Here is a 19,166-nt window from a genome sequence, read left to right on the forward strand (position 1 = left end):
CTGTGGCCTGCGCCACGTCAGGACCTCCGCGTGTCGCGCCAGGCCCGCGGGATCGCCGCGGCGACGTCCCGGGCGGACACCGGGGCGTCCAGCGAGACGAGCCGCGCCGCCAGGCCGTGCAGATACGCGGCGGCGGAACCGGCGTCGAGCGGGTCGAGGCCGGCGGCGAGGAGCGAACCGGCGAGCCCCGACAGCACATCCCCGCTGCCGGCCGTCGCGAGCCAGGAGGTGCCGGTCGGGTTCACCCTGACCGGACGGGAGCCCTCCGCGTCGGCCACGAGCGTCGTGGAGCCCTTCAGCAGCACCGTGGCGCCGTACGTGGCGGCCAGCGACCGCACGGCGCCGAGTCGGGCGGCCTCCACCTCCCCCCGGTCCACACCCAGCAGCGCCGCCGCCTCGCCCGCGTGCGGAGTGAGCAGTGTGGGGGCGCTGCGGACCCGGACCGCGGCCGGGTCGAGACCCCGCAGCCCGTCGGCGTCGACCAGGACCGGGACGTCGGACTCCAGCACCTCCGCCACCCCCGGGGCGTCGCCGAGGCCGGGTCCGACGACCCAGGCCTGCACCCGGCCGGCGCGGGAGGGCGGCCAGCCGTGCACCAGCACCTCCGGGAAGCGGGCGAGCACCGCGTCCGCCACGGGGCCGACGTACCGCACGGCCCCGGCGCCGCCGTGCACCGCGCCCGCCACGGCGAGCACCGCGGCGCCCGGGTAGCGGGCCGACCCGGCGACGACGCCGACGACACCGCGCCGGTACTTGTCGCTCTCCGGGGCGGGGACCGGCAGCATCCCGCCCACGTCCGCGTGTTGCAGCGCCTCCAGGTCGGGAGCGGACGGCAGCAGGGGGCCGAGACCGATGTCGACGAGCCGCAGTGCTCCCGCGTGCTGGTGCGCCGGGTCGACGAGCAGGGCCGGCTTGTACGCGCCGAAGGTGACGGTGGCGTCGGCCCGTACCGCCTCGCCCCTCACCTCTCCGGTGTCCGCCTCGACACCGCTCGGCAGGTCGACGGCGACGACCGTCGCACCGGAGCCGCGCGCGGCCCTGGCGAGCGGCACGGCGTCCGGGCGCAGTCCGCCGTGGCCGCCGATGCCCGTGATGCCGTCCAGGACGACGTCGGCGGCGGCGAGCACCCCGAAGGGATCCTCGGCGACCCGGCCCCCGGCGGCTTGCAGCGCCGCAAGCCCGCCCCGGTGGGCGCGGTCCGGATCGAGCAGCACGGCGCTCACCCCGGCGCCCCGCCGGGCCAGCCGCACGCCCGCGTACAGGGCGTCGCCGCCGTTGTCGCCGCTGCCCACGAGCAGCACGACGCGAGCTCCGGAGACGCGTGGCAGCAGGCCGGCGACCGCCGCGGCGAGCCCCGCGGCGGCCCGCCGCATCAGCGCTCCCTCCGGCAGTGCGGCCATCAGTTCGGCCTCGGCGGCCCTTACGGTGTCGACGCTGTAGGCATGACGCATGCTCAGAAGCATGCCGTGCGGACGTCCGCCGCGCTCGGCGTTACGGGTGCTGCCGCGCCCGCCACGCCCGGCTACCGCCCGTCGGTCCCCGCCCGACCCACCCGGCATCGCGGTGGGAGCGGGAGCGTCCGCGCAACGCCGCGCGGAACACCGCGCGGAACACCGCGGGTAGGCGGACGGGACCCGCCGCTGCCCCTCCGCGACGCCGCCGCCGACCGCCGACCGCCGCCGGAGGCCGCCGCCGGAGGCTCCGCCACCCCACGGCCGACCCTCCGCTGACCCGCCCCCCCCACCGCCACCCCTGCGCTACCCCTCCGCGACCACCATCGCCGACGCCACCCCGGCGTCGTGGCTCAGCGAGATGTGCCACGACCGCACCCCCCGCTGACGCGCCGCAGCCGCCACCGTGCCGGTGACGCGCAGACGCGGCCGGCCCGAGTCCTCGACCCAGACCTCGCAGTCCGTCCAGAGCAGCCCGGCCGGCGCGCCCAGCGCCTTCGCGACGGCCTCCTTCGCGGCGAAGCGGGCCGCGAGGGAGGCGATCCCGCGCCGCTCGCCGCTCGGGAGGAGCAGTTCGCTCGGCAGGAAGAGCCGGTCCGCCATCGCCGGCGTCCGGCGCAGCGCCTCCTCGAAGCGGTCGATCTCCGCGACGTCGATCCCCACCCCGACGATCATTCGACGGTGACCGACTTCGCCAGGTTGCGCGGCTGGTCCACCTCGTTGCCCCGGGCCGTGGCGAGTTCGCAGGCGAAGACCTGCAGGGGCACGGTCGCCACCATCGGCTGGAGCAGCGCCGGGGTCTGCGGAATGCGGATCAGGTGGTCGGCGTACGCCTCGACCGCCGTGTCGCCCTCCTCGGCGATCACGATGGTGCGCGCGCCGCGGGCCCGGATCTCCTGGATATTGGACACGATCTTGTCGTGCAGCACGGAGCGGCTGCGCGGCGACGGCACGACGACGACCACCGGCATATCGTTCTCGATCAGGGCGATCGGCCCGTGCTTGAGTTCGCCGGCCGCGAAGCCCTCGGCGTGCATATACGCGAGTTCCTTGAGCTTCAGCGCGCCTTCCAGGGCCACCGGGTAGCCGACGTGCCGGCCGAGGAAGAGCACCGTGTTCTTGCGGGCCAGCGAGCGGGCCAGCTCGCGCACCGGCTCCATGGTCCGCAGGACCTGCTCGACCTGGGTGGCGATCTGCGAGAGGTCCCGGATGACGGCCCGGATCTCGTCACCCCACTTGGTGCCGCGTACCTGCCCCAGATACAGCGCCACCAGGTAGCACGCGACGAGCTGGGTCAGGAACGCCTTGGTCGAGGCGACCGCGACCTCCGGCCCGGCGTGCGTGTAGAGCACGGCGTCCGACTCGCGCGGGATCGTGGAGCCGTTGGTGTTGCAGATGGCGAGGACCTTCGCACCCTGCTCGCGGGCGTGGCGCAGCGCCATGAGGGTGTCCATGGTCTCGCCGGACTGCGAGACGGCGACGACGAGGGTGCGCTGGTCGAGGATCGGGTCGCGATAGCGGAACTCGCTCGCCAGTTCGACCTCGCACGGGATCCGCGTCCAGTGCTCGATGGCGTACTTGGCGATGAGCCCGGCGTGGAACGCCGTGCCGCACGCCACGATGACCACCTTGTGCGCCTCCCGCAGCACGGCGGCGGGGATCCGCGCCTCGTCGAGTGTGAGCGAACCGTGGTCGTCGATCCGGCCGAGCAGGGTGTCGGCGACGGCCTTCGGCTGCTCGGCGATCTCCTTGAGCATGAAGTAGTCGTAGCCGCCCTTCTCGGCGGCGGAGAGGTCCCAGTCCACGTGGTAGGTGCGCACGTCGGCGGGCGCACCGTCGAAGTCGGTCACCGTGGCGCCGTCGCGTCGGAGTTCGACGACCTGGTCCTGCCCGAGTTCGATGGCCGAGCGGGTGTGGGCGATGAACGCGGCGACGTCCGACGCCAGGAACGCCTCGCCGTCACCGACCCCGACCACCAGGGGGGAGTTGCGCCGGGCTCCGACGACCACGTCCGGCTCGTCCGCGTGGACGGCGACCAGCGTGAACGCACCGTGCAGCCGCCGGCACACCAGCCGCATGGCCTCGGGGAGTTCACCGCATGAGGAGAACTCCTCGGCGAGCAGATGGGCCACGACCTCGGTGTCCGTCTCGGAGGCGAGGTCGTGGCCGCGTTCGGCCAGCTCGGCCCGCAGCGCGGCGAAGTTCTCGATGATGCCGTTGTGGACGACGGCGACCCGCCCCGCGTTGTCCAGGTGCGGGTGGGCGTTGGCGTCGGTGGGGCCGCCGTGCGTGGCCCACCTGGTGTGCCCGATACCGGTGGAGCCGCTCGGCAGCGGCCGGTCGGTGAGCTCCTTCTCCAGATTGAGCAGCTTCCCGGCCTTCTTGGCGGCGGCCAGCCCTCCGTCGGCGAGGACGGCCACACCCGCCGAGTCGTAGCCCCGGTATTCGAGCCGCTTGAGTCCGGCGATGACGACATCGAGCGCGGACTGCGCTCCCACGTAACCCACGATTCCGCACATGGCGGCAGCCTACGACTGCGGGGGCCGGCCCGCCGCAGTCGCGGGGCGCGTGTGCGCGGCGGGCCGCCGCGGGCCGGCCGTGCGGCCGGCGGCGGAACCGGGCGCCGGGAACCGGGCGCACGGAACCGCCCATGCCGAACAGGCCGTGCGGCCGGTGGCGAAACGTCACGCCCGGAACCGGCCGCCCGGAACCGGCCGGGCGCCGGGAACCGGTCAGCCGAGCTTCGCCGCCTGGGCGTCGATGACGGCGGTGGGCAGCGGGAAGTCCTCACCCGAGGCCACGGCGCCCAAGTTGAAGGAGGAGAACGAGGCGAGGTTCGCGCCCTGGCGCACCAGCACCACGTTGTGCGGCACCTTCTCGCCCTCCTGCTCCGACACCAGCACCCAGGCGGTGGCCTCCTGCCCGCCCGACACCTTCGTCTCCTCCACCTTGACGACCTTCGACTTCTCGGTGCCCATCGTCATGGTGAAGCCCTCGGCGCAGGCACCGGCGGCGGTCCGCAGGCCGGCGACGGCCTCCTCGGCGCCCTTGCCGTCGTAGGAGGAGACGGAGACCAGCGTGGCGGTCATGTCGAGGGCCGAACCGAGCGCCTTCTCCATTTCCTCGTCCGTCATGTCGGCCAGGTCGGCCAGATCGGTCTCCTCCGGCTCCTTCGGCTCCGCGACCACCTTGCGCTTGACGGTCGCCTTCGCGTCGCCGAGGGGCACGCCGGCCACGGCGTCGGCCAGCGGCTTGCACTCGGCCTTGTCGGCGACGACCTCCCCGTCGGCCACCTCCTCCTCGGGCCCGGCCTTGGTGACCTTGTTGCCGTCGACCTCCCCCTCGGCCAGGGCGAGCTTCTCCAGCTCGGCGGCGCTCAGCGCCTTGGCCGCGGGCTCGGCGGCGGCCGGGGACCCGCCCTCGCTCTTGCCTGCGGCCTCGTCGTTCCCTCCGCCACAGGCGGTGAGCAGGGCCAGGGAAACGGCGGTGACGGCGACGGCGACGGCGTGACGACGGACGTGGGAGGTTCGCATAGAGATACTTTCTGTGGGATTGATGTGAACACGATATGACTGCGCGGCGGCAGAGTGATCGTTCGGACTGCAGCGCTGTCCGAACCGTGATCCCCACGTGATCATCCTGAGGCCCCTCACCGCCCCCGCGTGACCTAGCCCACCCCCCACGCCCCGCCCCCAGCACCGACAATGGGCAGGTGACCAGTTCGCCGCCACGAAGTCGCAGGGCCGACCGGACCGAGGCGTCCCCCTACGTCGACCTGACCCGGGAGGAGTGGAGCGCCCTCCGCGAGAAGACACCGCTGCCGCTGACCGCCGCCGAGGTCGAACGGCTCCGCGGCCTCGGCGACGTCATCGACCTCGACGAGGTGCGGGACATCTACCTGCCGCTGTCCCGGCTGCTCAACCTGTACGTCGGGGCCACCGCCAACCTCCGCGGCGCCCTGAACACCTTCCTCGGCGAGGCGGGCAACGGCCACGGCACCCAGCGCGGCACCCCGTTCGTCATAGGAGTCGCGGGCTCCGTCGCCGTCGGCAAGTCCACGGTGGCCCGGCTGCTGCAGGCACTGCTCGCCCGCTGGCCCGAGCATCCGCGCGTCGAACTGGTCACCACGGACGGGTTCCTCTACCCGATGAAGCAGCTCGAGGACCGGGGGCTGATGTCGCGGAAGGGCTTCCCCGAGTCGTACGACCGCCGCGCCCTGACCCGCTTCGTCGCCGACATCAAGGCCGGCAAGGACGAGGTGTCCGCGCCCGTCTACTCGCACCTCATCTACGACATCGTCCCCGGGGAGCGGCTGACCGTGCGCCGCCCCGACATCCTGATCGTCGAGGGCCTCAACGTCCTCCAGCCCGCGCTGCCCGGCAAGGACGGCCGCACCCGGATCAGTCTCGCCGACTACTTCGACTTCTCCGTGTACGTGGACGCGCGGCCCGAGGACATCGAGCGGTGGTACCTCAACCGCTTCCGCAAGCTGCGCGAGACCGCCTTCCAGGACCCGTCCTCGTACTTCCGCAGGTACACCCAGGTCTCCGAGGAAGAGGCGCTGGAGTACGCCCGGACGATGTGGCGGACCATCAACGGCGTCAACCTCCGGGAGAACGTGGCCCCCACACGCGGGCGTGCCACCCTGGTCCTGCGCAAGGGCCCCGACCACAAGGTCCAGCGGCTGTCGCTGCGCAAACTCTGAGGCCCCGTCACGGAGCGTCCTGCGGAGCTGTGCGGGCCTTCCGGGACCGTCCGGGACCGTCCGGGCCGGTGCGGCGGAGCTACCCCAGGATCTCCTGGAGCCAGTCGAACACGACCTCGCAGTGCAGTTGCGGCGCCATCGGGGAGCAGTGGAGCTGCGCGCCCTCGGCCGCGGTGAGCTTCACATAGTCCTTGGGCGCGGTCAGCGCGTCGAACATCTGCTGGGCCTGACCCGGGTAGAACTGCTCGCCCTCGTAGTCGAGTACCAGCGTCGGCATCCTGATGTGGGGCACGAGGTCGGTGATCCTCAGCGCCCGGATGCGCGTGGCGGGGGTGTAGAAGTCGGTGAAGACGCTGCCCCTGCGGGCGGCGAGCATCGCCGGGACGGAGAAGGGCTCGAAGCGCTTCTTCATCGTGGCGGCCTCGGCGGGGGACAGTCCGGGAACGACCTCCTCGTTCCAGATCCCGTTCGTCTCCGCCTTGCTCGTGGTGAGGATCTCCCGTACCTCCGCGGGGAAGCCCAGCCACGGCTCCACACAGCCGGGCATCGCCACCAGGGCCGCGATCCGGTCCTCGAAGGCCGCGGCCCGGGGAGCGAGGTTCCCGGCCATGCTGAGCCCGGTGAGACCGATCCGTGAGACGTCCACGTCGGGGCGGTCGGAGAGCCAGTCGACGAGTGGCCCCACGACCCTCTCCCAGGCCGGGGTGAAGACCACCCGGTCCACGAAGAGCACCTGCCCCTGCCCGGGGCCGTCGTAGACCAGCGCGTTCCAGCCGCGGTCCAGTGCGGCCGCGACGCCGTAGGTCCACATGTCGACGTTCTGCCCGTCGCTGCCGTTGGTGAGGATCACGGTGGGGCGGCGGGTCTCCGACGGGTCCGGCCGGAAGAACCACACCGGCAGCGGGACGGCACCGTAGGGCACGTCGGCCTTCACCGGCGCCGGGTCGGACAGGTCGCAGAACCTGTCCCAGGCGCCCCGCCCCGCCCTGTAGAGGTCCTCCTCGCTGCCCGGGTCGTCCGAGCCGAGCACGAAGAACAGCGCCTGGGCGTAGTACTGCGCGGCCCGCAGCGCACGGAAGCGGGTGGTCTCGTCGTCGGGCTCGCTGCCCGGGGGCGGCCCCATCAGCCTGTCGCCGAGCTCGCGGAAGGTCCTGACGTACGTCTGCGCCGAGAGGCCGGCCTTGTCGACTGCGTTCACCGCGGTGAGGACCTCGCCCACCTCCGCCGCGCTGAACCCGGCCCCGCCGAGAGCCCACAGGCAGCTGAAGTTGTAGGCCGGTTCCTCGAAAAGGGTCATCGCCCCGGGCGTCGGATCGCCGGTCCCGCTCTGCGGCGAACCGGTCCCGGCGGGCGTCGGCGCGCTCGCGGGACTCGCCCCCGGCGCGGTGCATCCGGCCAGTGCGGCAGCCCCGCCGACGAGGCCGGCCAGCGCCGACCGGCGGCTGGGCCCCGGCGTGCGGTCGGCCGATACGTATGTCATACCCGCCGAACGTAGGAGGAGTGCCCCCGGGCCGCCGCCCGCGACACCCGCCGTTCCCCCGGACGGCGGGTGTCGCGGGGCCGCGTCGGCCCGACGCGAGCCGTCAACGCAGCCGACCGCCTCGGCCCGGCGCGGGCACGGCCCCGTCAGCCCAGCGCGGACTTGACCGCGTCCGCCAGCCGCCCGGCCACCGAGCGGGCCTGCTCGATGTCCGCGGCCTCGACCATCACACGGACCAGCGGCTCGGTACCGGAGGGGCGCAGCAGCACCCGCCCGGTGGCGCCGAGCTCCCGCTCGGCTTCGCCGACCGCGGCGGCCAGCTCCGCCGACGTGGCGACCCGCGACTTGTCCACGTCACGCACGTTGACCAGGACCTGAGGGAGGCGGTCCATGACTCCGGCCAGCTCCGCCAGCGAGCGGCCGGTCGCGGCGACGCGGGCCGCCAGCAGCAGTCCGGTGAGCGTGCCGTCGCCGGTGGTGGCGTGGTCGAGGACGATGACGTGGCCGGACTGCTCGCCGCCGAGGGCGTAGCCGTGCTCCTTCATCGACTCCAGCACATAGCGGTCGCCGACGGCGGTCCGCACCAGCTCGATGCCCTCGCGCTCCATCGCCAGCTTGAAGCCCAGGTTCGACATCACGGTGGCGACGACGGTGCTGCCGCGCAGGGTGCCCGCCTCGCGCATGGCGAGCGCCAGCACCGCGAGGATCTGGTCGCCGTCGACCTCGTCGCCCGCCGCGTCCACGGCGAGGCAGCGGTCGGCGTCGCCGTCGTGGGCGATACCGAGGTCGGCGCCGTGGTCGACGACCGCGGCCTTCAGCAGTCCGAGGTGGGTCGAGCCGCAGTTGTCGTTGATGTTGAGGCCGTCCGGCTCGGCGCCGATCGTGACGACCTCGGCGCCTGCCCTGGCGAACGCCTCGGGCGAGACGCGGGCCGCGGCGCCGTGCGCCTCGTCGAGGACGACCTTCAGCCCGTCGAGGCGGTTGGGCAGGACGGCGACGAGATGGGCGACGTACTTGTCGAAGCCCTCGTCGTAGTCCCGGACCCGGCCCACGCCCGCGCCGGTCGGGCGGTCCCACGGCGCGCCGGTGCGGTGCTGCTCGTACGCGGTCTCGATGCGGTCCTCGATCTCGTCGGCGAGCTTGTGGCCGCCGCGGGCGAAGAACTTGATGCCGTTGTCCGGCATGGCGTTGTGGCTCGCGGAGAGCATCACGCCGAGGTCGGCGCCGAGCGCGCCGGTGAGGTATGCCACCGCGGGGGTCGGCAGCACACCGACCCGCAGGACGTCCACGCCCGCGCTCGCGAGGCCCGCCACCACGGCGGCCTCCAGGAACTCCCCGGACGCCCGGGGATCGCGTCCGACCACCGCCGTCGGCCGATGGCCCTCGAACGTGCCCGCCTCGGCGAGCACATGTGCCGCCGCGACCGAGAGGCCGAGCGCCAGCTCCGCCGTCAGATCCGCGTTCGCGACACCGCGCACACCGTCCGTGCCGAAGAGTCGTCCCACTGGTGTCCTCCGTTTGTGCTCCGAAAACGCGGGCCCCGCGGTGTCCCTGCGCGAGGTGCGGGGTCCCGGCTGCTGTTATACGCCGGGTTACGGTGCCGTGACATCCCGGGGGGGCGCCCGGGGCGGGTATACGGAACGCCCCGGCGGCACCGAGTGCCGCCGGGGCGAACGTACGCCGTGCAGGCGAGCAGGCGATCTAGCGCTTGCTGTACTGCGGGGCCTTGCGGGCCTTCTTCAGACCGGCCTTCTTCCGCTCGACCGCGCGGTCGTCGCGGCGCAGGAAGCCGGCCTTCTTCAGCGGGCCGCGGTTGTTCTCCACGTCCGCCTCGTTCAGCGCGCGGGCCACACCGAGGCGCAGGGCGCCTGCCTGGCCGGACACGCCGCCACCGGCGATACGGGCGACGACGTCGTAGCGGTCGTCGAGTTCGAGCACCTTGAAGGGCTCGTTGACTTCCTGCTGGTGCACCTTGTTCGGGAAGTAGTCCTCGAGGGTGCGACCGTTGATGGTCCACTTGCCGGTGCCGGGAACGATGCGGACACGGGCGATGGCGTTCTTGCGGCGGCCCAGGCCGGCGGCCGGCTGCGGCTCGCCGAAGCGGGACGCGAGCGACTCGCTCGTGTACTCGCCCTCGACGGGGGCCTCGGACTCGAAGGTGGTGACCTCGGCGTAGGTCTCTTCGCCCTCGAGCGGGGTCTCGGTGGTGGTCTCGGCCACGATGCTCCTCAGATTCTCTTCGTCTTAGGGGGTGGCCGTACTTACTGCGCGACCTGGGTGATCTCGAACGGGACCGGCTGCTGGGCAGCGTGCGGGTGGTTCTCGCCCGCGTAGACCTTCAGCTTCGAGAGCATCTGACGGCCCAGGGAGTTCTTCGGGAGCATGCCCTTGACGGCCTTCTCGACGGCCTTCTCCGGGTTCTTGTCGAGCAGCTCGTCGTAGCGGACGGAGCGCAGGCCACCCGGGTAACCGGAGTGGCGGTACGCCATCTTCTGGGTCCGCTTGTTGCCCGACAGGTGCACCTTGTCGGCGTTGATGATGATGACGAAGTCACCAGCGTCGACGTGGGGTGCGTAGATCGGCTTGTGCTTGCCCCGGAGAAGGGTGGCAGCGGTGGTGGCCAGACGGCCCAGGACGACGTCCTGGGCGTCGATGACGTGCCACTGGCGCGTCACATCGCCGGGCTTGGGGCTGTACGTACGCACGGTCGTAGCCTTCGCTTCTTCAGTGATGGGATCCCCCGGCTTGCGAAAGCACGGAGGACGGGGTCCTGACAAGGCCACCCGGACGATCACGACAGCCCTGGCGGCACATCGGGGACGCAACCCGAGTGCACGCCGCTGGTCATCGGCCCGGTGGACCGGCGTAAGGGCCCCTCACGTGAGATAGAGCAAGCCAATACGCATAACGAACCAGCAGAATACCCGCGCTCCCCCGCACGGGTCAAAACGCCCCCGGCCCCGCGGCACGGCCCGCCGCGGCGGCTCCGAAGCCCGCCGGGACCCCGCCGGCACCCCCCAGGACGCCGCCGGACCCCGGGCCGGGCCGTCGTCGCCCCGGCGCGGTGGCGCCGTCGTGCCGGTGGCGCCGCGGTCCGGTGGCGCCGTCGTGCCGCATGACAAGGAGGTGCGGGCTCCGCCGCTACCGGGCCCGCACCACCCTCCGCTCGTCCCATACCGGCTCCGGTGCCTCCCTGACCATCCCGTCGGATCCGAAGACGAGGAAGCGGTCGAAGGAACGGGCGAACCAGCGGTCGTGCGTGACGGCGAGCACCGTGCCCTCGTATACCTCGAGTCCCTGCTGCAGCGCCTGAGCCGACTCCAGATCCAGGTTGTCGGTCGGCTCGTCCAGCAGCAGCGCGGTGGTGCCGCAGAGTTCCAGCAGCAGGATCTGGAAGCGCGCCTGCTGCCCGCCCGACAGCCGGTCGAACGTCTGGTCGCCCTGGCGCTCCAGCTCGTAGCGGCGCAGGGCGCTCATCGCCCCTCCGCGGTCCTTGGCGTGCTCGGTCCACAGGATGTCGACCAGGGTGCGGCCCAGCAGCTCCGGGTGGGCATGGGTCTGGGCGAAGTGCCCGGGCACCACCCGGGCGCCCAGCTTCCACTCCCCGGTGTGGGCCACCTCCTCCCCCGCGAGCAGCCTCAGGAAGTGGGACTTGCCCGAGCCGTTGGAACCGAGCACGGCCACCCGCTCGCCGTAGAAGACCTCCAGGGAGAACGGCTTCATCAGTCCCGTCAGCCCGAGGCGCTCGCAGGTCACGGCCCGCACTCCGGTCCGGCCGCCGCGCAGCCGCATCCGGATGTCCTGCTCGCGCGGGGGCTCGGGCGGCGGGCCGGCCTCCTCGAACTTCCGGAACCGGGTCTGCATCGCCCGGTACCGCGACGCCATGTCCGGGCTGCTCGCCGCCTGCTGCCGCAGCCTGTGCACCAGCGCCTTCAGCCGGGCGTGCTCCTCCTCCCAGCGGCGTTTCAGCTCCTCGAAGCGGGCGAAGCGCTCCCGCCGGGCCCGGTGGAAGGTGCCGAAGCCGCCGCCGTGCACCCAGACGTCGCTGCCCGAGGGCCCCGGCTCCACCGCCACGATCTTCTGCGCGGTCCTGGCCAGCAGCTCCCGGTCGTGCGAGATGAAGAGCACGGTCTTGCGGGTCTCCCGCAGCCGGTCCTCCAGCCAGCGCTTGCCGGGTACGTCGAGGTAGTTGTCCGGCTCGTCGAGCAGCAGCACCTCGTCCGGACCGCGCAGCAGCGCCTCCAGCACCAGCCGCTTCTGCTCACCGCCGGACAGTGTGCGCACCAGGCGCCACTGGGCCTTCTCGTAGGGGACGCCGAGCGCCGCGGTGGTGCAGATGTCCCAGACGGTCTCGGCCTCGTACCCCTGTACCTCGGCCCAGTCGCTGAGCGCCTGCGCGTACCGCAGCTGCGCGGCCTCGTCGTCGACGGTCATGATCAGGTGTTCGGCCTCGTCGACCGCGCGCGCCGCGTCCCTGATCCTGGGCTGCGCCACCGAGACCAGCAGGTCCCGGACGGTGCGCTCGTCACCGCCGCGCGGCCCGCCGGATCCGGGGGGCGCCGCCGCCGAGCCCACGAACTGCGGCATCACACCGATACCGCCGCCTGCCGACACCGTGCCGCCGTGCGGCCTGAGCTCACCGGACAGCAACCGCAGCAGGGTCGTCTTGCCCGCGCCGTTCGCCCCGACCAGGGCGACCACCCAGCCCTCCCCCACCCGGAACGACACATCCGCCAGCAGCGGCCTCCCGTCCGGAAGGTAGTACTCCAGATGCGCGGCCTCGAGATGTCCCATGGCCAGCATTGTCACCGCAGGACACGCTCACGCCCAACAGGTTTAGGATGCGCGGCATGAGCTTTGGGGGATCCCAGTGGCCGCGGGAGCCGCGGCAGCCGGACGACCGGTCGTACGGGGAGCCGGTGTCGTCGTCGACGCCCGACTGGGCGGCGCTGGCCGACGCCTCCGCAGCGCGGGTGCGGCGCAGGCGGTGGCTGCTCATCGGCGCCGGCGGTGCCGCGACGGCCGCGGTCGCCGCGATCGTGGCCATGGCCGTCGTCTTCACCGGCGACGCGGCGCCCTCCGGCAAGAACGCCGGTGAGCTGCCCTCGGCCGCCGAACTGCCCGGTCGGACCGCGGGGCCGGAGCCGTCGTTCTCCACCGTTGCCCCCTCTCCCCCGCCGGACCCCAGGGACTTCGTCTCCAGTGCGAAGAAGGACACCGCGCCGCTGAGCGCCGACACGCTCTTCCCGGGCGGGAAGCTGACGATGGGAGACCGGGTCTACGCCAAGGGCCCCACTGCGCGCACGGCGGACTGCGCCTCGGCGGCCCAGGGCACGCTGGCCGCTGCGCTCCGGTCGCACGGCTGCGACCAGGTCATCCGCGCCACGTACACCAGGGGCCAGGTGGCGGTCACCGTAGGCGTCGCGGTCTTCCCCACCGAGGCGCAGGCCCGGCTGGCCGCGAACCAGTCGGCGCGCGGCATCGCCCCGCTGTCCGGCTCCGGCACCGGGGCCTTCTGCAAGGGCGGTCCGGTGTGCCGCTTCGTGGGCAACTCCTACGGCCGGTACGCCTACTTCACCACCACCGGCTACGCCAGCGGGAAGTCCGTCACCAAGGGCGACAGCGAGGCGTTCCGGCCGGGCGACGATCTGGCGGAGTTCACGTTCCGCCAGATCGTGCGCCGCGGCGAGATCCAGGCGTCCGCGGCGGCGGCGGCCCCGGCAGGCTGACGGGCGTAAGGGCGTACGGGCAGCCGGGCGTGCCGGCAGGCAGCCCACCGGACACGGAACCCACGGGGGGACCGGCTCCGGCCCCGGTCCGAGGCGCCCCGCGAGGGGGCCCCGGGGGGAGGCCCCTGACCGCTCAGCAGCAGCCCGCCGCCCCCGCGCCGCGCTCCGGCAGCGTACGCCGGTTGCGGGCCTCGAGGTTCCTGGCAGCCAGCAGGCCGTCGGCGGGATAGCCGACCTCCTCCAGTGTGAGCCCGTGCGGCCGCACGACATGGACGGCCGAGTCACGCACGCCGGCGGCCAGGACCCGGGCCGGCCAGTCCGCCGGACGGTGGCCGTCGCCGACGAACAGCATCGCGCCGACGAGCGAGCGGACCATGTTGTGGCAGAAGGCGTCGGCCCGCACGGTCGCGGTGAGGATCCCCGACGCGTCCCGCTCCCAGCGCAGTTCCCGGAGGGTCCGGATAGTGGTGGCGCCCTCCCGCTTCTTGCAGTAGGCGGCGAAGTCGTGCTCCCCGAGGAGCTGTTCGGCCGCCGCGTTCATGGCGCCGGCGTCCAACGGCCGGTCGTGCCAGAGGACATGGCCGCGCAGCAGCGGGTCGACGCCGGACGGGTGGTCGGTGACCCGGTAGGCGTAGCGGCGCCAGATCGCCGAGAAACGGGCGTGGAAGCCGGCCGGTGCCTCCTCGGCGTTCCAGACCCGGACGTCGTGGGGCAGCCGGCCGGCAAGCCGCCGCAGCAGCTTCTCCCGGTGCTCCGCCCAGAGGTCTCCCGGCAGATCGACGTGCGCGACCTGGCCGCGGGCGTGCACCCCCGCGTCGGTGCGGCCGGCGACGGTCAGGTCGTAGGTGTCCTGCGAACGGGTCACGGTACGGATCGCGTCCTCGATCTCGGCCTGGACCGTCCGCTGCCCCCGCGTCTGGCGGGCCCAGCCCGAGAAGTCCCTGCCGTCGTAGGACAGGTCCAGCCGCACCCGTACGAAGCCGGGCCTCACGTCGTCGCTCACGTCTCGTGTGCCTCTCCTGCTGTCAAGGGAACGGGCCCGCCCCCGGGAAAGGGGAACGGGCCCGTCCGTCGGCCGCACAGCGGTCGGGGAACGCCTCAGGCGTCCTTCGACTCCTCGGCCGGAGCCTCGGCGGCGTCGTCGGCCTTGACGTCGCCGGCCTTGGCCTCTTCGGCCTTGGCGTCCTCGGCCTTGCTCTCCTCGGCCTTGGCCTCGTCGGCCTCCTTGACCGCGCGCTTGGCGGCGGCCTCGGCCTCGGCGACGGTGGCCCTCTTCGCGATCTCGCCCTCGACGAGCTCGATCACGGCCATCGGGGCGTTGTCACCACGGCGGTTGCCGATCTTGGTGATCCGGGTGTAGCCACCCGGACGCTCGGCGTAGCGCGGGGCGATCTCGGTGAAGAGCGTGTGGACGATGCCCTTGTCCGTGATCGTCTGCAGCACCAGGCGACGGTTGTGGATGTCGCCCTTCTTCGCCTTGGTGATCAGGCGCTCCGCGACCGGGCGCAGGCGGCGGGCCTTGGCCTCGGTCGTGGTGATGCGGCCGTGCTCGAAGAGCGACTTCGCGAGGTTCGCGAGAAGCAGCTTCTCGTGCGCGGCGCTGCCGCCCAGACGGGCACCCTTGGCGGGCTTCGGCATGGTTCTTCTCCTCGTGATCTGCACCGGCCGTGTCAGGTACCGGTGTCAGCCTGTGCGAGGGGCTCGGACCCCTCGCGCACCCCCCGGCGGTGCCGGGGACGTCTGTGCCGGGCTCTCGCCCGGTGTCCGGGGCAGCGGGCCCCGGAGAGCGGCCACCCGGCGGGGTGCGGGGCGCCGGGCCCCGCACCCCGCCGGGAGGTGCTCAGTACTGCTCGGTCTCGACGAAACCGGCGTCCGCGTCGTCGTCGGCGCCGAAGGCGTCGGCGGCGGCGGTCGGGTCGAATCCGGGCGGGCTGTCCTTGAGGGCCAGGCCCATGCCGGCCAGCTTCGCCTTGACCTCGTCGATCGACTTGGCACCGAAGTTGCGGATGTCGAGGAGGTCGGCCTCCGAGCGGGCGACGAGCTCGCCCACGGAGTGGATGCCCTCGCGCTTGAGGCAGTTGTAGGAGCGGACCGTGAGCTCCAGCTCCTCGATCGGCAGCGCGAGGTCGGCGGCGAGGGCGGCGTCCGTCGGGGACGGGCCCATGTCGATGCCCTCGGCGTCGATGTTGAGCTCGCGGGCCAGGCCGAACAGCTCGACCAGGGTCTTGCCCGCCGACGCCATGGCGTCGCGCGGGCGCATGGCCTGCTTGGTCTCGACGTCGACGATCAGCTTGTCGAAGTCGGTGCGCTGCTCGACACGGGTCGCCTCGACCTTGTACGTGACCTTGAGCACCGGGGAGTAGATGGAGTCGACCGGGATACGGCCGATCTCCTGGCCCACCTGCTTGTTCTGCACGGCGGAGACATAGCCGCGACCGCGCTCGACGGTCAGCTCCATCTCCAGCTTGCCCTTGCCGTTCAGCGTGGCCAGGACCAGGTCGGGGTTGTGGACCTCGACGCCGGCCGGGGGCGCGATGTCGGCGGCGGTGACCAGACCCGGGCCCTGCTTGCGCAGGTACATCACGACGGGCTCGTCGTGCTCGGAGGAGACGACCAGCTGCTTGATGTTCAGGATGAGGTCGGTGACGTCCTCCCGGACACCCGGCACGGTGGTGAACTCGTGCAGGACGCCGTCGATCCGGATGGACGTGACGGCCGCACCCGGGATCGAGGAGAGGAGCGTACGGCGGAGGGAGTTGCCGAGGGTGTAGCCGAAGCCCGGCTCCAGCGGCTCGATCACGAACCGGGAGCGGTACTCGTCGACGACCTCTTCGGTCAGCGAGGGGCGCTGAGCGATCAGCATGTCAGTGATCCTTCAGTCATGGGCGCCCGCTATTTGACGCCCGACTCTGCCGGGACGGACCCGGCTCTCACGATACTGCGTACTGCAAGGGTACGGGCGGCACGTCCCATGGGGGCCGTACCGCCCGAAGCCCCGGTCCTGGCGGGGCGGGCGCCGATGGCGCCGGCGCCCGGAGCCGGCCTCGCAGCTGCGGCGGCGCGTCAGACGCGGCGGCGCTTGGGGGGACGGCAGCCGTTGTGCGGCGTCGGGGTGACGTCCTGGATCGAGCCCACCTCCAGGCCGGTGGCCTGGAGGGAGCGGATCGCGGTCTCACGGCCGGAGCCCGGACCCTTGACGAAGACATCGACCTTGCGCATGCCGTGCTCCTGCGCGCGGCGGGCGGCCGACTCGGCGGCCATCTGCGCGGCGAAGGGGGTGGACTTGCGCGAGCCCTTGAAGCCGACGTGGCCGGCGGAGGCCCAGGAGATCACGTTGCCACTCGGGTCCGTGATCGAGACGATCGTGTTGTTGAACGTGCTCTTGATGTGCGCGTGGCCGTGAGCGACGTTCTTCTTTTCCTTGCGGCGCACCTTCTTGACGGCGCCCTGGCGTCCCTTGGGGGGCATGTATTTCTCCCGTGGAGGTGGTCGGTCCTACAGCGAAGACCGCTGGTAGAGCGTCCTGCTGAGGACTACTTCTTGCCCGGCTTCTTCTTGCCGGCGATGGCGCGACGCGGGCCCTTGCGGGTACGGGCGTTCGTGCTGGTGCGCTGGCCGTGGACCGGCAGACCGCGGCGGTGGCGCAGACCCTGGTAGCAGCCGATCTCGACCTTGCGGCGGATGTCGGCCTGGATCTCGCGACGGAGGTCGCCCTCGGTCTTGATGTTGTTGTCCACGTACTCGCGGATCTTGACCAGGTCCTCCTCGGCCAGGTCGCGAACGCGGGTGTCCGGGTTCACACCGGTCGCGGCGAGGGTCTCCTGCGCCAGGGTGCGGCCGATGCCGAAGACGTAGGTGAGTGCGACCTCCACGCGCTTGTCGCGCGGGATGTCGACACCGGAAACGCGTGCCATTCAATGGCTCCTGTGGTGTTCGGGGGTCTGCAGCAGAACCGTTCCGGGCCGCCGACCGCTCCCTGGGAGAGGTGGTACGTCCCGGTCCCCGGCCCCCGCCGGAGGTGCCGCCGGTCCTCTGGTGACTGGGCGGGCCCTGCTGGTGAACATGTGTTGCTCGCGTCGCGCGAAGATCTGCGAGGTGCAGGTCGGCGTGCGTCAGCCCTGGCGCTGCTTGTGGCGCAGGTTGTCGCAGATGACCATGACCCGGCCGTGACGGCGGATCACCTTGCACTTGTCGCAGATCTTCTTGACGCTCGGCTTGACCTTCATGGGATGTGAGGTTCTCCGGGTCAGTGCCAGCACCCCTCGGGAGGGGTGAGGGCAAGATCTACTTGTAGCGGTAGACGATCCGCCCGCGCGTCAGGTCGTACGGAGAGAGCTCCACGACGACCCGGTCGTCCGGAAGGATCCGGATGTAGTGCATCCGCATCTTGCCGGAGATGTGCGCGAGGACCTTGTGACCGTTCTGGAGTTCCACCTTGAACATGGCGTTCGGCAGGGACTCGATCACGGTGCCCTCAATCTCGATGGCACCTTGCTTCTTGGCCACGCTTCGCCCTTCGAATCGGCTACCTTGATCGGTTCTTGCCACCCTTCGACCGCAAGCGGGCATACGGGTACACGCGAACCGACGCATCAGTCTACGTCAGGCCCCTGGAAAAGACGAATCCGAGGAGTTTGCCCAAGGTAGGAGATCCTTAAGCGGGCGCGGGGCCGGCCGCGGCTCCCCGGTCGCCCCGCCCCACGGCTCGCCGGTGTGCTCCGGACCCACCGGGCCCTGGGGCCCTCGCCGCAGGACCCGCCCTCCGGCCCCGCCCGGAGCCGGCCCCGCCCCGAGCCGGCCCCGCCCGGAGCCGGTCCGGGCGCCTCGTCCCGGAACTCCCCCTCAGGCCAGCGGGTCCGGGGCAGCCGTGACACCCAGCTCCGCCAGCTTCGCCCGGCCGCCGTCCACCGCCGTCAGTACCAGCGGACCGTCCTCCGTCAGCGCCACCGAGTGCTCCCAGTGCGAGGACCAGGTGCCGTCCGTGGTGATCACGGTCCAGTCGTCCGCGAGGACCTCGGTGCGGGGGGTGCCGAGCGACACCATCGGCTCGATCGCCAGGCAGAAGCCCGGCACCAGCTTCGGGCCCCTGCCGCGCTTGCGGCTGACGTAGTTCAGCAGATGGGGGTCCATGTGCATCTCGGTGCCGATGCCGTGGCCGCCGTAGTCCTCGATGATCCCGTACCGGCCGCCGCCGGGCTTCGGCTGGCGGCGGATGTACGTCTCGATCGCCCGGGAGACGTCGACCAGCCGGTTGCCGCTGCGCATGGCGGCGATACCGGCCCACATGGACTCCTCGGTCACCCGGGAGAGTTCGACCAGCTCCGGAGCGTGGCCGTCGCCCACGAACGCGGTGAACGCCGCGTCACCGTGCCAGCCGTCGACGATCGCCCCGGCGTCGACGGAGATGATGTCGCCGTCCCTCAGGACCGTCTTGCCGTCCGGGATGCCGTGGACGACGACCTCGTTCACCGAGGTGCAGATGGTGGCGGGGAAGCCGCCGTACCCGAGGAAGTTGGACGTGGCCCCGTGGTCGGCGATCACCTTGCGGGCGACCTCGTCCAGGTCCTTCGTGGTGGCGCCCGGGACCGCCGCCTCACGGGCCGCCGCGTGGACGGCGGCGACGACCAGCCCCGCCGCCCGCATCTTCGCGATCTGCTCGGGGGTCTTGATCTGCACCATGGGGGCCGGCGCCTTTCAGAGTGGGAGGGTGGTTCGGCTGAACGCCCTGGGTCGTCAACGATACGGCCGCGGCGTCCTGGGGACACCGCGGCCGTGTGCGATCCGCTGGGAGGAACGCCGTG

The 19,166-nt window shown here is 72.3% G+C and carries 19 protein-coding genes; 2 read left to right on the forward strand and 17 right to left on the reverse strand.

Features of this window, described 5'->3' with window-relative positions; translation table 11 throughout:
• Nucleotides 1-17 precede the first annotated feature (17 nt).
• From SCWH03_RS11230 to SCWH03_RS11245, 4 genes are all read right to left on the reverse strand, one after another.
• Nucleotides 18-1,451 carry an NAD(P)H-hydrate dehydratase gene (locus tag SCWH03_RS11230; RefSeq protein WP_173264024.1) on the reverse strand — a complete coding sequence of 478 codons (1,434 nt, stop codon included), beginning with the start codon at nucleotides 1,449-1,451 and terminating at the stop codon, nucleotides 18-20.
• A gap of 306 nt (nucleotides 1,452-1,757) precedes the next feature.
• The gene (locus SCWH03_RS11235) at nucleotides 1,758-2,126 is read right to left on the reverse strand and encodes a holo-ACP synthase (RefSeq protein ID WP_173264025.1); all 369 of its coding nucleotides are present in this window, start codon (nucleotides 2,124-2,126) and stop codon (nucleotides 1,758-1,760) included.
• Nucleotides 2,123-3,970 (reverse strand): glutamine--fructose-6-phosphate transaminase (isomerizing), encoded by a 1,848-nt coding sequence (glmS, locus tag SCWH03_RS11240; RefSeq protein WP_173264026.1) that lies wholly within the window; start codon nucleotides 3,968-3,970, stop codon nucleotides 2,123-2,125. Before glmS ends, SCWH03_RS11235 begins: the two co-directional genes overlap by 4 nt.
• A 213-nt stretch (nucleotides 3,971-4,183) precedes the next feature.
• Complete coding sequence (locus SCWH03_RS11245; protein ID WP_173264027.1) at nucleotides 4,184-4,984, reverse strand: hypothetical protein; 801 nt, start codon at nucleotides 4,982-4,984, stop codon at nucleotides 4,184-4,186.
• Nucleotides 4,985-5,163: 179 nt separating this feature from the next.
• On the opposite strand from SCWH03_RS11245, the gene coaA reads away from it, so the two are divergent.
• Nucleotides 5,164-6,156 carry a type I pantothenate kinase gene (gene coaA, locus SCWH03_RS11250; RefSeq protein WP_173264028.1) on the forward strand — a complete coding sequence of 331 codons (993 nt, stop codon included), beginning with the start codon at nucleotides 5,164-5,166 and terminating at the stop codon, nucleotides 6,154-6,156.
• 79 nt (nucleotides 6,157-6,235) lie between these two features.
• On the opposite strand, the gene SCWH03_RS11255 is transcribed toward coaA, so the two are convergent.
• From SCWH03_RS11255 to SCWH03_RS11275, 5 genes are all read right to left on the reverse strand, one after another.
• On the reverse strand, nucleotides 6,236-7,636 hold the full coding sequence (locus SCWH03_RS11255; RefSeq protein ID WP_173264029.1) for an alpha/beta hydrolase family protein: 1,401 nt from the start codon (nucleotides 7,634-7,636) through the stop codon (nucleotides 6,236-6,238).
• A gap of 146 nt (nucleotides 7,637-7,782) precedes the next feature.
• The gene (glmM, locus tag SCWH03_RS11260; protein WP_173264030.1) at nucleotides 7,783-9,141 is read right to left on the reverse strand and encodes a phosphoglucosamine mutase; all 1,359 of its coding nucleotides are present in this window, start codon (nucleotides 9,139-9,141) and stop codon (nucleotides 7,783-7,785) included.
• Between the two features lie 196 nt (nucleotides 9,142-9,337).
• Nucleotides 9,338-9,856 (reverse strand): 30S ribosomal protein S9, encoded by a 519-nt coding sequence (rpsI, locus tag SCWH03_RS11265; RefSeq protein WP_109295568.1) that lies wholly within the window; start codon nucleotides 9,854-9,856, stop codon nucleotides 9,338-9,340.
• Between the two features lie 41 nt (nucleotides 9,857-9,897).
• A complete protein-coding gene (gene rplM / locus SCWH03_RS11270) occupies nucleotides 9,898-10,341 on the reverse strand; it encodes a 50S ribosomal protein L13 (RefSeq protein ID WP_017949632.1) in 444 nt (147 codons plus the stop codon).
• Nucleotides 10,342-10,777: 436 nt separating this feature from the next.
• Entirely contained in the window at nucleotides 10,778-12,430 is a 1,653-nt protein-coding gene (locus tag SCWH03_RS11275) for an ABC-F family ATP-binding cassette domain-containing protein (protein ID WP_371872653.1), read from the reverse strand.
• Nucleotides 12,431-12,486: 56 nt separating this feature from the next.
• On the opposite strand from SCWH03_RS11275, the gene SCWH03_RS11280 reads away from it, so the two are divergent.
• Nucleotides 12,487-13,365, forward strand: coding sequence for a hypothetical protein (locus SCWH03_RS11280; RefSeq protein ID WP_173264031.1), 879 nt, complete (start codon nucleotides 12,487-12,489; stop codon nucleotides 13,363-13,365).
• Nucleotides 13,366-13,498: 133 nt separating this feature from the next.
• On the opposite strand, the gene truA is transcribed toward SCWH03_RS11280, so the two are convergent.
• The 8 genes from truA to map all read right to left on the reverse strand — a co-directional run bounded on the left by truA (nucleotide 13,499) and on the right by map (nucleotide 19,044).
• A complete protein-coding gene (truA, locus tag SCWH03_RS11285; protein WP_173264032.1) occupies nucleotides 13,499-14,368 on the reverse strand; it encodes a tRNA pseudouridine(38-40) synthase TruA in 870 nt (289 codons plus the stop codon).
• A 95-nt stretch (nucleotides 14,369-14,463) separates the two neighbouring features.
• Entirely contained in the window at nucleotides 14,464-15,003 is a 540-nt protein-coding gene (rplQ, locus tag SCWH03_RS11290) for a 50S ribosomal protein L17 (protein ID WP_173264033.1), read from the reverse strand.
• Between the two features lie 202 nt (nucleotides 15,004-15,205).
• On the reverse strand, nucleotides 15,206-16,228 hold the full coding sequence (locus SCWH03_RS11295; RefSeq protein ID WP_017949642.1) for a DNA-directed RNA polymerase subunit alpha: 1,023 nt from the start codon (nucleotides 16,226-16,228) through the stop codon (nucleotides 15,206-15,208).
• A 200-nt stretch (nucleotides 16,229-16,428) separates the two neighbouring features.
• A complete protein-coding gene (gene rpsK / locus SCWH03_RS11300; RefSeq protein ID WP_017949643.1) occupies nucleotides 16,429-16,833 on the reverse strand; it encodes a 30S ribosomal protein S11 in 405 nt (134 codons plus the stop codon).
• A gap of 65 nt (nucleotides 16,834-16,898) precedes the next feature.
• Nucleotides 16,899-17,279, reverse strand: a complete 381-nt coding sequence (gene rpsM / locus SCWH03_RS11305; RefSeq protein WP_173264034.1) for a 30S ribosomal protein S13 — start codon at nucleotides 17,277-17,279, stop codon at nucleotides 16,899-16,901.
• A 198-nt stretch (nucleotides 17,280-17,477) separates the two neighbouring features.
• Nucleotides 17,478-17,591: a 50S ribosomal protein L36 gene (gene rpmJ / locus SCWH03_RS11310; protein WP_003956441.1), complete on the reverse strand. Its 114-nt coding sequence runs from the start codon at nucleotides 17,589-17,591 to the stop codon at nucleotides 17,478-17,480.
• Nucleotides 17,592-17,649: 58 nt separating this feature from the next.
• Nucleotides 17,650-17,871 (reverse strand): translation initiation factor IF-1, encoded by a 222-nt coding sequence (gene infA, locus SCWH03_RS11315; protein WP_003956442.1) that lies wholly within the window; start codon nucleotides 17,869-17,871, stop codon nucleotides 17,650-17,652.
• A 336-nt stretch (nucleotides 17,872-18,207) separates the two neighbouring features.
• Nucleotides 18,208-19,044 (reverse strand): type I methionyl aminopeptidase, encoded by an 837-nt coding sequence (gene map / locus SCWH03_RS11320; RefSeq protein ID WP_173264035.1) that lies wholly within the window; start codon nucleotides 19,042-19,044, stop codon nucleotides 18,208-18,210.
• Between the last annotated feature and the right edge of the window lie 122 nt (nucleotides 19,045-19,166).

This window comes from Streptomyces pacificus (genome assembly GCF_011766325.1).
Classification (GTDB): Bacteria; Actinomycetota; Actinomycetes; order Streptomycetales; family Streptomycetaceae; genus Streptomyces; species Streptomyces pacificus.